Origin of the sequence: Enterocloster lavalensis, assembly GCF_046603895.1 — a bacterium.
GTDB classification, from domain to species: domain Bacteria; phylum Bacillota; class Clostridia; order Lachnospirales; family Lachnospiraceae; genus Enterocloster; species Enterocloster lavalensis.
Map to the genome: position 1 here is coordinate 2,682,275 of NZ_CP176637.1, position 14,808 is coordinate 2,697,082.

The following is a 14,808-nucleotide window of genomic DNA, read 5'->3' on the forward strand; positions in this document are numbered from 1 at the left end:
TCCTAAAATATGATCCGGACAAAGGCCGGAATTTTTACCCTTACGAGTCTTGGTGTACTTAATCATTTATAGCCGTTTCTCTACGTTTTGTCAAGGTTTTTTGGCTTTTTCCTGCAATTTTATCTCTTTCCAGAGAGCCAGTGCTTCCTCCGGTGAATTGACCTCTATATCGCCAAACACGTGGGGGTGTCTGCGCACCATTTTCTCGCTGATTCCGTCGATCACATCGTCGATGGTGAACGCGCCAGCCTCCTTTGCGATCTGGCTGTACAGCACCACCTGGAGCAGCACGTCCCCCAGCTCCTCGCAAAGATTTTCCATATCCTTGTTGTCCACCGCCTCAAAGACCTCCTGGGCCTCGTCGGCCAGGCACTTTTTTAGGCTTTCAAAGGTCTGCTCCTTATCCCAGGGGCAGCCGTGGTCCGAGCGCAGCTCGGCTATGATACCAATCAGGTCGTCAAATGTGTGCATCGTCTCTCCTCACGTCTTTTCCTTGTTCCGCTTGATCACCTTTAGGCGGGTGAATTCCTCCCGCTCCTTCTCCTCCAAAGCCTCGGAAATGTCCTTGGACAGGGTTTCGTACTTGGGAATGGTAATATTTTTCAGGGCGTTGGCCCGCTTTTGGGTTTTCTTGATGCTGTTGGCAAGCCGGTAGGCGGAATTCTCCACCATGGACAGCTTGATGGTCAGCTCCTTCACCCGCTCGAAATGGTAGCGCGCCTCGTCCAGGGACTGGGTCGTATTGTAAAATCCATAGGTCAGCTGCAGCGGCTTCGCCTCGTGCTGTACCAGGGGAATCTCCGTCCCCATGATGCTCCGGGCCTTGATCTTCACGCCCGTCTCCACCGGCACCGAGGCCCCCACCTCCTGGACGTAGTTGATGCCCAGCTCGATGTTGGCCTTCTGCAGCGCCGCGTAGGCGGCCCGGAAGGTGGAGTCGATCTCCGACTGGATTCCCTTGGCCTCGTCGATCAGGCCCATGAGCTCGCGGATCAGAATATTCCGCTTTTTGTCCATCAGCCCATAACCCTGTCTGGCCAGCACCAGGGAGTTTTTCGCCCGCATCAGATTGCCTTTTGTGGGAAATGTATTCGGATCCATTTACATCACTCCTTGTGTGGAAAACGCCGCCCGGCCCAAAGTGCCGGCCCGCGCTCCCGCCTGATCCGGCGCGCCAGGGCGCGCCATTTACGCTGCTACTGAATCTCCTCGGTGGGCTTGTAATACTGGTCCAGAATCTTGGTGTCGATCCGGTCCAGCTCCTCCCTCGGAAGCATTCCCAGAAGCCGCCAGCCAATCCCCAGCGTCTCCAGAATGTTCCGGTTCTCGTGGGGATCCTGGCCCACGAACTGCTCCTCAAAGGCCTTGCCGAATTCCAGGTATTTTTTATCCATGGGCGAGAGCTCATCCTCGCCGATTACCGAAGCCAGCGCCCTGGCGTCTCCCACCTTGGCGTAGCAGGAGAACAGCTGGTTGGCCACGTCCTGGTGGTCCACCCGGGTAAAGCCCTCGCCGATGCCGTCCTTCATCAGACGGGACAGGCTGGGCAGCACGTTGATGGGCGGATAGATGGACTGCCCGTGCATCTGGCGGTCCAGCACGATCTGCCCCTCGGTGATATACCCGGTCAGGTCGGGGATGGGATGGGTAATGTCGTCGTTGGGCATGGTCAGAATGGGAATCTGCGTCACGCTGCCCGCCCGTCCGGCCACGATGCCCGCTCTCTCGTAAATGGATGCCAGGTCGCTGTATAAATAGCCCGGGAAGCCCTTACGGGACGGGATCTCGCCCTTGGAGGAGGAGACCTCGCGCATAGCCTCGGCGTAGGAGGTCATATCCGTCAGGATTACCAGAATGTGCATGCCCTTCTCAAAGGCCAGATACTCCGCCAGGGTCAGCACCACCTTGGGAGTGATCAGACGCTCCACCACGGGATCGTTGGCCAGGTTGATGAACATGGAAACGTGCTCGGAAACGCCGCTCTCCTCAAAGGTCCTGCGGAAGAAATCCGCCACGTCGTACTTGACGCCCATTGCGCCGAACACGATGGCGAACTGTTCGTCGGAATTGTCCCCAAGGGAGGCCTGCTGCACGATCTGAGCCGCCAGCTGGTCGTGGGGCAGGCCGTTGCCCGAGAAGATGGGCAGCTTCTGTCCCCGGATCAGGGTGGTCAGGCCGTCGATGGCCGAGATTCCGGTGCGGATATAGTTTCTGGGGTACTCCCGGGTCACCGGGTTTAAGGGCTTTCCGTTGACGTCCAGCTTGATGTCGGAGATAATGTCTCCCAGGCCGTCGATGGGTTCGCCGATGCCGTTGAAGGTCCGCCCCAGCATCTCCTCGGACACCGCGATCTCCATGGGATGGCCGGTGAGCCGGGTGTGAGTGTTGCGCAGCGCCATCCCCTCGGTGCCCTCAAACACCTGGATAATGGCCTTATCCCCGTAGATTTCAATGATACGGCCGATCTTGCGGGTATTTCCGCCCACGGTCATTTCCACGATCTCATCGTAAGCAGCTCCCTGAACGCCTTCCAGAACCACCAGCGGGCCATTGATTTCGCTTAAACCTAAATATTCAACTGCCATCCTTTCGTCCTCCTTACGCGTTCTGCTCCACGACCCGGTCGTAGAACTGATCGATCTGCTTCATATAATCGTCGAACATGTCCAGGCGGTCGTTGGGCACGTCGTATTTGATCGAGATGATCCGGTCGAAGATCTTCTCCTCCCTCAGCACGGACACAGGCATGCCCATGCCCACCAGCGCCCTGGACTTCTTGTACAGGTAGAGAATCACTTCCATCATCTTAAACTGTTTTTCCATGGGCACGCTGGTGTCGTCCTTGTGGAAGGCGTTCTGCTGTAAAAATCCAAGGCGGATCACCCTGGCGATCTCCAGCACCAGCTTCTGATCGTCCGGCAGCACGTCCGCGCCGATCAGCTTCACAATCTCCATCAGGTTGCTCTCCTGGTTTAAGAGGGCCATCAGGCGGTTGCGGTAGTCCACGAATTTCTTGCTCACATGGTCCGTGTACCAGGGCGCCAGGTCGTTTATATACTCCGAATAACTGGTCAGCCAGTGGATGGCCGGGAAATGCCTGGCGTAGGCCAGGGATTTATCCAGTCCCCAGAAGCAGCGCACGAAACGTTTGGTGTTCATGGTCACCGGCTCCGAGAAGTCGCCGCCCTGGGGGGACACCGCGCCGATGATGGTCACGGACCCCTCGGTCTGGTTCAAGTTCTGCACCATGCCCGCCCGCTCGTAGAACGCGGAGAGCTTGGAGGCCAGATAGGCCGGGAAGCCCTCCTCCGCGGGCATCTCCTCCAGACGGCCGGACAGCTCGCGCAGAGCCTCCGCCCAGCGGGAGGTGGAATCCGCCATGATGGCCACGTGGTAGCCCATGTCCCGGTAATACTCCGCCAGGGTCAGCCCGGAGTACAGACTGGCCTCACGGGCCGCCACCGGCATGTTGGAGGTGTTGGCGATCAGGGTGGTGCGGTCCATCAGCGGGTTGCCGCTCTTGGGGTCGATCAGCTCCGTGAACTCCTCCAGCACCTGGGTCATCTCGTTGCCCCGCTCCCCGCAGCCGATGTAGATGATCACATCCGCGTCGGACCATTTGGCGATCTGGTGCTGGGTCATGGTCTTGCCGGTGCCGAAACCGCCGGGAATCGCCGCCGTACCGCCCTTTGCCAGGGGAAACATGGTGTCCAGAATCCGCTGCCCCGTGATCAACGGCTTGGTGGCCGGAAAACGCTTGGCGATGGGACGGGGTACGCGGATGGGCCATTTCTGCGTCATGGTCAGCTTCCGCTCCGTTCCGTCGATCAGCTGCACGGTGACCAACTCCTGGCCGATGGTGTAGGAGCCGTCCGGAACCACCTCCAGGATATATCCCTCCACGTCCGGCGGAACCATCACCTTGTGGGTAATGGCCCTGGTCTCCGGGACCTCGGCGATGATGGAGCCGGGGAACACCCGGTCGCCCTTTTTCACCGTCATATGGGTTTCCCATTTTTTATCCGGGTCCAGGCTCTCCACGCTGACGCCGCGGCTGATATAGTGGCCGCTGGTCTTGGCGATCTCGTTTAACGGGCGCTCGATGCCGTCGAAAATGCTGCTCAGGATGCCGGGCGCCAGGGTAACCGACACCGGAGCGCCGGTTCCGGTCACAACCTCCCCCGGCTTGATTCCGCTGGTCTCCTCGTACACCTGGATCGTGGTCTTTTCCGAGGTCAGTCCAATGACTTCGCCCACCAGATTTTCCTTACCAACGTAAACCATCTCGTTCATCTGAAATCCCGGATCGCCCAGGATGGAGACGACGGGTCCGTTGATGCCGTAAATCTCACCTGTCTTAGCCACTCTACTTACCTCCTAAATCAAATTTGAACTCATGACGGGCTTCCTTCAGTTTCGTCTCAAAGGAATTGTCGATGAGAATATGTTTGGCCGGGATCACCGCCCGCGTGCCGCCCATGAAGGAGTATTCGCTGACCTTGATGGTGGCGTTGTGGTGCATGGCGATGCGCTGGAGCTTATCCTGGTCCGAGGGGTCCATGTAAATGATCAGCTCCGCGTCCCCGGCAAACTCCTTAGCCGCCTTGACCTGGCTCTCCAAAAGGCGCTGGTAGTCTCCTGTATCCATAAAATTCTCCAGAAGATCCTTAAGCTCCACAAATAATTTATCCTTCAGCTCTTCCTGCTTATGGCTGACTTCCCGCTTCAAATCCAGCTGTGCGATGGAAAGGCGCTTGTTCATCTCGCGCTCCAGCTTTTCAGTCTCCATCGCCACCTGCATGTCAGCGCGCCGTTTGGCATCAGCGGTGTGCTCCTCAAAGGATTTTTCAAGGGCAGCCATGTAGTCGTCCAGCATCTTGGCGCTTCTGTCCCTGGCGTCCTCCATACAGATATCCTGAAAATGCTTCAGTTTCTCCTCTGTTGTCAAACTCTTCACCTGCTTTCTATGGTCTTACAGTTTTAATCCAATGGCTTCGTTTACATAAGAAGTGATAAAGTTCGGCTTGCGGCCGGTTCCGTGTCGGTCCGGGATCTCCACGATCAGCGGCAGCTTGCGCTCCAGCTTCACGTTGTCGATGATCTCGGGAAATTCCCTGCCGAATTTCTCAGTCAGCAGGATGATACCGATCTCTTTGTCGGCCAGGACCTTATCCAACTGCGCTTTCAGTTCCTCCCTCTCATGTACCACTGCGCCCTCCACGCCGGCCAGCCGCATGCCGGTCAGCGTGTCCACGTTGTCGCTGATCAGGTACATTTTCATAGGATCACAGCTTACCTAAGATCATGAAGGAAATGATCAGACCATACAAGCAAACACCTTCGGCAAGGCCAACGAAGATTAACGATTTACCAAGGATGGTGCTGTCCTCGCTGATGGCTCCCAAAGCCGCGGAGGCAGCTGCGGAAACGGCGATGCCGCCGCCTAAGCAGGACAGGCCGGTGGAGAGCGCCGCGGAGAGATAACCCATACCCGCGGAGGATGCGGCCCCGGAGGCAGCCTCCGCCGCGTACGCATTTCCGGAGAACATCACCGCTCCGGCAAACACCATGGTTCCGAAGAACATAAACAGGTTAACGGCCAGGGCGGTTTTATAACGTCCCTTGGTCTTTTCCCCTGCCGCAAAGGCTCCGAAGGGGATAACAATACTTAACAACAGTGCCACGACCAATGTGATTTTTACAATTACGCTCATGATTCATTCTCCTCTTTCCCTAGATATTAATTTATAAACGCTACTGCTGTTCCGCAGCCTTGCCGTAGGGCTTGAAGGCCCGGCCGCTGCCCCGGTAGAACCGGCTGAACAGTTCATAGTATTCCAGACGCAGCACCTGAATGCCCACGATCAGGCCCTCCATGCCGCAGACAAACAGGTTTCCGCCGATGACCACCGCCCAGTTGGGACTTCCGGCCTCAGCTCCCGCCAGCATCAGCACCACCTGCATCATGGCCGCGTGGCTCACCGCAAAAGCGCCCACACGGACAAAGGACAGGGTGTTGGAAAAATAGCTCAGCAGCACCTCGAACAGCTCGAACAACCCCTGGGTGATGAACATTCCCACGCCGCCCTCGATTTTCTCCGCCTTCTTCTCCACAATGGCGGTGAGAGGCTCCTTGAAAAACATCACAAAGAGCGGAACCACAAACATCACCACCAGAATCACGGTGGCCGGAAGGGCTTTTCCGCTCATGTAGAGCACGATGGTGCAGGCCAGGGCGAAGTAGAATACCAGGCCCGCCACGCCGTTGGTGTCAAAGTAAACCTTCTCCGTGTCGTGGGAGCGCAGGCTGTTGACGATGTTAAGCACCATGCACATGAGAATGATCAGCATGCCCAGGCCCACGGCCACCACAAACACGGTGTTCAGCTTGCCGATAAACGGCAGGTTGGTCATCGCCTCGGAGGGCCTCAGCCACATGGCCGGAATCAAATCCTCAAACCCGAACACGCTGCCGAACAGCAGGCCGAAGATGGTGGAGAACACGCCGCAGCAGGAGATGATTCCCGCAAGGCGGACTTTCTTAAACCGGTAGAGCAGGAACCCGCCAATGAGAAGGCACAGCCCCTGGCCCGCGTCCCCGAACATGAAGCCGAACAGGAAGGAGTAGGTCAGGCCGATGAGAATGGTGGGGTCGATCTCGTTGTAGCTCGGCAAGCCGTACATTTCCACATACAGTTCAAAAGGTTTAAACAGCCCCGGGTTCTTCATCTTGGTGGGCGGCTTGCTCATAATGTTCGCGTGGTCGTCCTCGATGATACAGAAGGTATTGTCGTCGTTTTCAATCTCCTTCTGGAAGCTTCTGGCATCCTGCTCCGTCATCCAGCCGCACAGAATGTAGAAGGTGTGGTCGTCGTGTTTGGTGCAGGCCGCCAGCTTGCGCACGTCGAAGTTGGTGGAAAAGGTGCTGATCCGCTGGTAGGAGGCAATCAGGTCGTCCTTGCGGCTGTTGATGGCAGCCACGATGTCCTGATCCACCTGGAGAATCTTCGCCTCCAGCTCCCGGATCTGATCCTCCAGGTTGTGGCCCGCCTGGGTGGGTGTGCCGTCGTACTCGTCCGGCAGGAACATGCGCTCAAAATGCATGGACGCGTAGATGGCGTCGATCTTGTCCTCCAGCTTTTCCGGCACAAAGTACACGATCCAGATATACTGGGCGTCCTCCTTGCACTTGAAGAGGATGGTGTCGATGGTGTCGTAGACGTACGCGGAGAATTTCTCGTAATACTCCCTCGATATGCGGCCAAAGCGGAACTTGATATACTGGAACCCCAGAATCCGCCTGACGTCGTAATTCAGCCCGGAAAACGGAACCACCTTGTCCATAGATTCCTGAAGGGCGGCCCGCTGGGCCAGCAGTTCATTTTTCTGCTCCGTGAGTTCGGAGAGCTTGCGGTCCAGGCTCCGGACAGTCTCAAGGGCCGTCTCCAGGGAAGCCCGCCGCTCGCTGCCGCCGGGCAGCAGCTCGTGGTAGCTCTCCATCATAGCCTGGGCCTTTAAAAGCTCCTCCTTATACGGATTCGTCTCAATATAAGGTCTCAAGTCCCTTACCGTTTTCAGTTCCGACAAGGCGTTCTCCAGATGGATCTCATACCGGGAGAGATAGGTATCGACCACGCGGTCGATATCCGCCTTGGGGCCGGTAATGCTCAAGAACTTCATTTTCTCAATCACTTGTAAACCCCCTTTAACTTATTTTTACGCCATAGCGGATGCTTTCCAGGGTGGTGATAATCCGCTCGATTTCCCGCTCCTTAAAGTAGAGGTAGGAATTCAGGATCGCGATGGAGTACGGTTCCCTGCGGCTGGTCAGCAGGTAGATCCGGTCGTTGATTTCATCGGCAACGGATTTTAAATCCGGTTCGTCCCTGAGGCCCGCCGGAAGGCTGCGCTTGTACCATGTGGTTTCCAACAGCGTCAGAAACTCGTCCGCGCTTTCCGCCTCAACCATGCGGTTGATCTGCGCTTTGGTCAGGTGCAGGTTTATGGGAATCAGAATCGCGTAGATATCCGCCGGAGCCAGGTGATAAAACTTCTTGGACCGGTAGATCCACTGCAGATTCAATACATCCATTCGGGTGCCGAAGCACTGGGCGATGATCTTCTGTTCACCTTTTGTCAGATACTTTTTCTTGATGCGCCAGATATTCCGGAAATAGATCATATCCAATGTATTCTCACATTCCGGAAGCGTGAGCTTTCCCTTCTGCTGGAGCTGGCTTAAGGGCCCGTAATACGGTGATCCGTTTAGATTTGCCACGAATTGCTCCATATTCTGGGATTCCGAGAGCTGGATTAAGTCCAGACTGGAATGTTTGTCAAAAAACTCCCGGAACATGGACAAGTCCTGCCGCTGGTCCCGGTGCCCCGCCGCGTTTCGCAGACAGGTCTTGATGATTCCGATCTCATAATGCATGAAGTAAAGATCCAGGAATCTGCGCTGTTTTAAGTTGGCAAACTTGTAAAGCTTGGCAAAATCCCGGTATTGGGACAGATTCAGCTGCTGCTCGATGTTGCCCCGGTGCAGCTGCCCGTCCTCCAGCCCGTTAAAGATATCCCCGTAGGGCGGAAACCTGCGCAGGTAGTCCACTGCCTCGGGAACGGACTCCAGCAGCCCCATCTCTTCAAACTGGCTGTCGCTTATACGCCATCGTTCCATTGCCTTTACTTTCGTGGTGATCCCACTGTAAGCAATCAGGCTTCCCATATCCTCACTCCTTTATCATGGCCTTAAAAAGAGCCTCTGCATACGTTTCATGCTTTTTCTCATAATTCTCCGCTATCTGCCGGATCAGTGCGTCCGAATCCGCCTTCTGCTGGGCCAGCTTCCGGTTCATATCCGCTTCCATCGACTCCTGCACCTTGCGGATTCTGGCGGACGTCTCCTGCTCAAGCTCAGCGTCAAACGCCTTGGTCTTCTGATCCATCTCCTGGGCAAACGCCTTCTTGCGGGCGTTCGCTTCGTCCGTAATGGCCTGAGCCGTAGCCTCAATCTCAGAGAGCTTGTCAATCACAGTATCCATATCGCTCCTCCTTGTTCTTTGATCTGATCGCTTCCATATTTAAGATAAGCCCTTCTTATTGCTATATAAAAATAGCTTTTCTAAAGACTATTCTCTTATATTTAAGCTCATATCATTCTACTACTTTTCAAAAAAAATACCAGCTTAAATTTTTATAAAAATTAATTATTTAACAATATTCCTGTGTAAATATGAAAAAAAGGATGGCAGCCGGGAGTTTGCCTCCCAGCTGCCATCCTGCCGATTTATATATTTTTTATAAATAGTTTATAAATTTTTTATAATTTATTTAGGCTACTGAACCGTCGAGTTCGGGGCCGGTGCGTTCTCACCCTCTGTGGCGGGAACCTGTTTTTCCAGATACTGGCTGGCCACGTAGGCTTCCTGCCCGTCGTAGTTGATCACCGCCCACTCGTTGGAGTAGCGTTTGACGTAATCCACCGTGGCGCCCTTGGACAGCTGGGCCAGAATCCTGGCATCCTTCGAGGGCTCCTTGCGCACGTTCACCGCGCTGCCGGTGATCACATAGACGCCTCCCGTCTCCTCCGCCTCGGTAGGCGGCTCAGTGGGCTCCGGTACCGGCTCCTGGGTGGGAGGCTCGGTGGTCGCCTCCACGGTAACCGGCGCGGTGGTCTCCTTCACCTTGTCCTTCTTGTCCGGAAGCAGCGCCCGGATCACAACGATCAACAGGATGACTGCCAGAAGGGGCACCAAAAACCTCAGCACATAATAGGCCGGGGACACTCTCTTGCGTTTTTTCCTGCGGTTGCCGCCGGAACCGGACGGGCGGCGTCCCTGCTGCTGGGCCGGACGGCGGTTCCCGGAGGAGCTGCGCCCCTGACTGCCCCGCGCTCCGGACCCGGAAGGCCGGGCGGCCGGGCGGCCGGAACTGTACTCGTCGGCGAAAGCCTTGACCTCCTGAACCAGCATCTGGTATGCCTGATTCGCATCGTAGGCCGTGTCATCCCCCTCGTGCACCGCTTTATTTCCTAAAATGCGGATGTTGTGGTAGTGATCCTTGGTGTTGCGGCTGATCCATCTGCCCTCGTAGAGCTGGTCGATGGTGTCGGATAAATCTCCTTCCACCAGGCAGGCCTTCTCCGCCATGCAGCGCACCATATATTCCAGAGTCTGCCTGGCCTTCACCATCGCCAGGTTAAACTCCTTGTGTCCGATCAGGCGTTCCGTCTCTCTGACGCCCTGCTGGATCTGCTTCCAGCTGGTTGTGTTCTCCACATTTGCCATTTTCCTCTCTCCTTTGTACCTTATGTTACAAATCCGAATCACAAAATTATGCAGGCCCCTGAAAAGCCGCTCATTATGTATAGTATACTAAATTTCCCCAGGTTTTGCATTATAATTTTTAAATTGTTCAGTAAAAATCTGAATATTAAGGAAAAAGTAAATTTTCTTGCAAATATATAGGCCCGATGATAAAATGAGCTTGCGGACAACCGCAAAATTTGTAGCTATGAGAGGAAAAATACATGCGATTACGCCACATTCCCGGCGCCGAGGAGACCATTGCTGCGAGTCCCTATGTCGTGCAGGACCCGCAGGCGCAGAAAGGCCGCTGGGACCAGCTGTTCGGCAACACCACCCCCATCGAGATCGAGGTGGGCATGGGCAAGGGCCGGTTCATCATGGAGCTGGCTCAGAAAAACCCCGGGATCAACTACATCGGCATCGAGCGCTATTCCAGCGTGCTGCTGCGGGGCCTTCAAAAGAGGGCCGAGCTGGAGCTGGACAATATCTTTTTTATGTGCATTGACGCAAAAACCCTGGCGGACGTGTTCGCCCCAGGCGAAGTGAACCGGATCTATTTAAATTTCTCCGATCCCTGGCCCAAGGACCGCCACGCCAAGCGCCGTCTCACCTCGCCGGAATTCATGGCGGTTTACGACAGCGTGCTGGCCCCGGAAGGCACTGTGGAATTCAAGACCGACAACCGCGGCCTGTTCGACTATTCCCTGGAATCCATTCCCGCAGCCGGCTGGACCGTGAAGGCCCACACCTTTGACCTTCATCATTCTGATATGGCCGAAGGCAACGTGATGACGGAATACGAAATAAAATTCTCCGCCAAAGGGCAGCCGATCTGCAAGCTGGTCGCCTGCCGGACGCCGCAGCCGTAAGCGTCTGAGCCGCCTGCGCAGCATCGCCCGGTGTATAATTTTCACCAGGCCACGCACACTAACAGTGATTGGCTCATATCCTGGCAGTAAGACATAGCGGCCAGGAGGCGGACAGGATGGCTCTCCCCGAAAAGATGACGCGGAGCCTGCTAAGGGCCACCAGCGACAAGACCGACTTAAACAAAAAGGTACTGCGGCTTCACCGTTCTTTCAAGGAAGTCGACAAAATCATCAACGGTAAAGTTAAAAAAAGCGATAAAAAATGAGAAAGGAACCAAACATTATGGAAATGAAATTTACATCCGAAAACTTTGACACCGAGGCACTCAAGAGCGACAAGCCCGTTTTAGTGGACTTCTTCGCCGACTGGTGCGGCCCCTGCAAGATGATGGCTCCCGTTGTGGAAGCCCTGGCCTCCGAGTATGAGGGCAAAGCCGTGGTGGGCAAGCTGAACGTGGACGACGCCAGCGACATCGCCGGCCGCTACGGCGTAATGTCCATCCCCACCCTGATCGTTTTCAAGGACGGCCAGATTTCCGATAAATTCGTGGGCGTAACCTCCAAAAACGAGCTTTCCGCAGCCTTAAACAAGGCTTTATAAAGGGATTCTGAAGCTCATCTGAAAGAAAAATAAAATTTTTTTAAAAAAATAGTTGACTTTTTTATTTTTCAGTTATATAATAACGTTCGTGCCGCTGAGAAACACAACACAGCCAAGCACGAACAAGCGCCTTTAGCTCAGTTGGTAGAGCAGTAGACTCTTAATCTATTTGTCCAGGGTTCGAGTCCCTGAAGGCGCACTTAAAAGGTCTGATTTTGCGGATATTGGAAGCCGCGGGGTCGGACTTTTTTTTGATATCCGAACATAATTGTATCTCATAAATAAATTCCGGACGCGCTGGCCGGTGCCGATCAGGCGCGCCCGGATTATTTTTTGAGATACCATTAGTACCCTTTTTGGAAGAATATCGGATCAAGCTGGTAAATGTCTGTGCCTGCGATCTGGTACTGCGCCGCCAGGTGCAGATACTTTCGCGTTACCGAGTAATCGAAATGTCCCAGCAACAAGCGCAGCGTCTCAAGATTTCCGCCTCCCATGATATAAGACGTTGCAAATGTATGCCGCAACAGGTGCGGATGGAGCCGCTCAATACCGGTATTACGAACGATACGCTGGAACAGCGCCTTGACCACAGAACCATTAATCCCTTTATTCTCTTCCAGTTTGCGAAATAGCGTTCCTTTTGGATGAAACACCTGCACATATTGCCTCAGTAGCTTCTCCAGCAGCGGACACATCAGCACCACCCGTGATTTATTGCCTTTGCTGCGGTTTATGACAATCGTGTTGCTGTCGAAAACCAGGTCCCCTGGCTCCAGGGCAATCACCTCACAGGAGCGCAGGCCAGCGTCAAGCATCAGATGGACAATACACAGCGCCCGCAGGTCCCCTGGCTTCTCCTCGTCAAATATCCGGTCAATCCGGTATACTTCACTGGCCAGCAGCGGAACGATCTGGTCATCATCTGACCGCGGCAGCTTTAGGCCCTCGGTATACCGAATTCCGGTATATTTCCTTCGATACAGATAGTTAAAAAAGCATTTTACCGCGCGCATATAAGTATTAACCGTATTATTTTTGATCGTACCGTTTACATTCATTGCACCCCGGAGCGGATGGCCCGCATATTTCTCTTTTGACCGCAGCCAAACCACATACTCCGCAAGGATTGTTTCCGGCAGCTCCGACAGCTCCACGGAACCCGACGGCCGACCATACCGGTTCGCCAGATAGTTAAAAAAGTAGTCGACGTTCCGTTTATAGTATTGATAAGAGGACGGCGCCCAGTACGTGCTGCCGTCTCTCAAAAAATCTTCAAAGCATTCCTGCAACCTCATAAATTTCAGCTCCAATCTTGAATATCCAATGAATCTATGCTATCATCATCGTAGATCACACCAGATTCACGATCCAGCAGGACGTATTTTTGCGGCATGTTGGGTTCCGTAATGCCTGGCAGCTCATTCCCGTTGAACTGCCGGGCTTTTTTCCGCTTATACCGCAGCGCGTCCATTAAATCGTTATCGTTCATCCTCAGCAATGCATTATAGCAATCTTTCATCACACTATCTTCATTTAATCCCCGGTCATAAAATCCATACACCACCACGCTGTTCAACAGCCGACGCTTCATGGCTTCTTTATTCAGCTTACGGTTATAATCCCGAACCATATGCAGATCATCCGGAAGCCGAGGCGAATCTACCAAGCGACACCTGCGCAGCGCACGCCAGAATCCACAATCATTCCGGCGGCTTTTATTGCTGTCCCCGGCCGGTTCTACCAACCGAAAAATATCACGCGTCAGGTAGTCCACAATCAACGGCCGGTTATCCAGGTAATCATACACCCGGCGGGCAGCTCCATGGGCGCTGTTATCCTTGACCGGCAGCAGCACATAAGATTTCGTTCCTTTCCGCATGGTCTGATACTCCACATTGGTGATCAGATGGACCGGAGGGGTCAGCTGACCAGCCAGCCGGATCATGACATCCGTCACTTTGCCGGACTTCTCATACTGCTCCGCAAAACGCCGGCAGCTTTCCTTCATTGGTTCTGATTGTCCATACTCAATGTAGAACAGCAGGCGTGCAATGGTCATATACGGCCAGGAACGACGCACATACGCCTTCTCATAGCAATACAGATCATACCGCGATATAAGCCCATGGAACAGCCAGAGCTTGAAGAAGAACGCCTTGTAGCCCTGCTCTACCACCTCTTTGGACTTTAGGTAGATACGGATAAAGCACTTGCCTCCCCGGTTTCCCAAGCTCACATAATCAATTTCATAGCTTTCCGATCCAACCTTTGCGGTATGGTAATTCGCACCTTTGTAGCGGTCCACACGCATTTTGTAAAAGTTCTCAATATCAAAGAATTTTTCCGGATTGCTTAAATAGTTACTGTGCCAGCAATAGTCGATTCTGTTTTCCTGTATGTAGGCAATCTGTAAATCGAACATATCCACAATTCCCTGTATGTAACTTAGACTACTCTCAAATGCGCCATGAACACCATACATCCAAAGCATGTACGAACGAATCTGTACGATGATCTCACATGTCACAGATTCACGGCCGCCAGCGCCAGGCGGCACCTGGGAGGCCATGAACACATGGAAATATTCCGGACATTCCAGGCACACGTTGTAGTATTTCCCATAGGACAAGTTTAACAGATTCATGTTGCCTATCCCCGGGACATAAAAAGGAATCGAATCATTGTAACTCATTTTCGCCTGCAGCATCCGGAGCCTGGTGCGAAATTGTAATACAGATCGGTCATGGGTATCTGCCGTAAAGTCGTTACATAACTTCACGCTGTAGTAAAACGTATCGATGTTATGCAGGAACTTTTGTTGTTTAAAATCGAACCAATATCCGCGGTCCGATTGATCAAATTCCTGATAGATCATATAGGTATTTAATTCTCGATTTTCAAGCATTTTACACCACCTTCGAAATTTCGGGAAAAGGCCGTTTCCCGAAACGTACTTTTTACCATTTTTCCCAGTATTTACAAGGCTTTGCGCCTGTATCTCGTTGTATTTTGAGACCACCTATTAGAA

The 14,808-nt window shown here is 53.8% G+C and carries 16 protein-coding genes and 1 tRNA gene; 4 read left to right on the forward strand and 13 right to left on the reverse strand.

The genetic code is table 11. The features are described from left to right. Positions 1-90 precede the first annotated feature (90 nt). The 11 genes from ACK2JC_RS11875 to ACK2JC_RS11925 all read right to left on the reverse strand — a co-directional run bounded on the left by ACK2JC_RS11875 (position 91) and on the right by ACK2JC_RS11925 (position 10,286). The gene (locus tag ACK2JC_RS11875) at positions 91-471 is read right to left on the reverse strand and encodes a MazG family protein (RefSeq protein WP_024737539.1); all 381 of its coding nucleotides are present in this window, start codon (positions 469-471) and stop codon (positions 91-93) included. Positions 472-480: 9 nt separating this feature from the next. Then, positions 481-1,101: a V-type ATP synthase subunit D gene (locus tag ACK2JC_RS11880; RefSeq protein WP_092371134.1), complete on the reverse strand. Its 621-nt coding sequence runs from the start codon at positions 1,099-1,101 to the stop codon at positions 481-483. A 95-nt stretch (positions 1,102-1,196) separates the two neighbouring features. Continuing rightward, entirely contained in the window at positions 1,197-2,585 is a 1,389-nt protein-coding gene (locus ACK2JC_RS11885; RefSeq protein WP_092371137.1) for a V-type ATP synthase subunit B, read from the reverse strand. Positions 2,586-2,598: 13 nt separating this feature from the next. Then, positions 2,599-4,365, reverse strand: coding sequence for a V-type ATP synthase subunit A (locus ACK2JC_RS11890; RefSeq protein ID WP_092371140.1), 1,767 nt, complete (start codon positions 4,363-4,365; stop codon positions 2,599-2,601). A 1-nt stretch (position 4,366) separates the two neighbouring features. Beyond that, the gene (locus ACK2JC_RS11895; protein ID WP_092371143.1) at positions 4,367-4,948 is read right to left on the reverse strand and encodes a V-type ATP synthase subunit E; all 582 of its coding nucleotides are present in this window, start codon (positions 4,946-4,948) and stop codon (positions 4,367-4,369) included. A 24-nt stretch (positions 4,949-4,972) separates the two neighbouring features. Continuing rightward, positions 4,973-5,281: a V-type ATP synthase subunit F gene (locus ACK2JC_RS11900; RefSeq protein ID WP_007719743.1), complete on the reverse strand. Its 309-nt coding sequence runs from the start codon at positions 5,279-5,281 to the stop codon at positions 4,973-4,975. A gap of 4 nt (positions 5,282-5,285) precedes the next feature. After that, positions 5,286-5,714 carry an ATP synthase subunit C gene (locus ACK2JC_RS11905; protein WP_092371146.1) on the reverse strand — a complete coding sequence of 143 codons (429 nt, stop codon included), beginning with the start codon at positions 5,712-5,714 and terminating at the stop codon, positions 5,286-5,288. A gap of 40 nt (positions 5,715-5,754) precedes the next feature. Next, a complete protein-coding gene (locus ACK2JC_RS11910) occupies positions 5,755-7,692 on the reverse strand; it encodes a V-type ATP synthase subunit I (protein ID WP_320937215.1) in 1,938 nt (645 codons plus the stop codon). A 13-nt stretch (positions 7,693-7,705) separates the two neighbouring features. After that, on the reverse strand, positions 7,706-8,725 hold the full coding sequence (locus ACK2JC_RS11915; protein ID WP_092371151.1) for a V0D/AC39 family V-type ATPase subunit: 1,020 nt from the start codon (positions 8,723-8,725) through the stop codon (positions 7,706-7,708). A 4-nt stretch (positions 8,726-8,729) separates the two neighbouring features. Then, positions 8,730-9,041 (reverse strand): ATPase, encoded by a 312-nt coding sequence (locus tag ACK2JC_RS11920; RefSeq protein WP_320937214.1) that lies wholly within the window; start codon positions 9,039-9,041, stop codon positions 8,730-8,732. 294 nt (positions 9,042-9,335) lie between these two features. Then, entirely contained in the window at positions 9,336-10,286 is a 951-nt protein-coding gene (locus ACK2JC_RS11925; protein ID WP_302327123.1) for an SH3 domain-containing protein, read from the reverse strand. A gap of 242 nt (positions 10,287-10,528) precedes the next feature. On the opposite strand from ACK2JC_RS11925, the gene trmB reads away from it, so the two are divergent. The 4 genes from trmB (at position 10,529) to ACK2JC_RS11945 (ending at position 11,976) form a co-directional block, all read left to right on the forward strand. Next, positions 10,529-11,176, forward strand: a complete 648-nt coding sequence (gene trmB / locus ACK2JC_RS11930) for a tRNA (guanosine(46)-N7)-methyltransferase TrmB (protein ID WP_320937213.1) — start codon at positions 10,529-10,531, stop codon at positions 11,174-11,176. A gap of 116 nt (positions 11,177-11,292) precedes the next feature. Further along, positions 11,293-11,442, forward strand: coding sequence for a hypothetical protein (locus ACK2JC_RS11935; RefSeq protein WP_166434580.1), 150 nt, complete (start codon positions 11,293-11,295; stop codon positions 11,440-11,442). A 17-nt stretch (positions 11,443-11,459) separates the two neighbouring features. Next, positions 11,460-11,777, forward strand: coding sequence for a thioredoxin (gene trxA, locus ACK2JC_RS11940; RefSeq protein ID WP_092371184.1), 318 nt, complete (start codon positions 11,460-11,462; stop codon positions 11,775-11,777). 126 nt (positions 11,778-11,903) lie between these two features. Beyond that, positions 11,904-11,976, forward strand: a tRNA-Lys gene (locus ACK2JC_RS11945). Positions 11,977-12,121: 145 nt separating this feature from the next. Here the strand turns inward: ACK2JC_RS11945 and ACK2JC_RS11950 are convergent. Then, entirely contained in the window at positions 12,122-13,075 is a 954-nt protein-coding gene (locus tag ACK2JC_RS11950) for a tyrosine-type recombinase/integrase (protein ID WP_368282900.1), read from the reverse strand. Between the two features lie 5 nt (positions 13,076-13,080). Further along, the gene (locus ACK2JC_RS11955; RefSeq protein ID WP_368272586.1) at positions 13,081-14,685 is read right to left on the reverse strand and encodes a hypothetical protein; all 1,605 of its coding nucleotides are present in this window, start codon (positions 14,683-14,685) and stop codon (positions 13,081-13,083) included. Between the last annotated feature and the right edge of the window lie 123 nt (positions 14,686-14,808).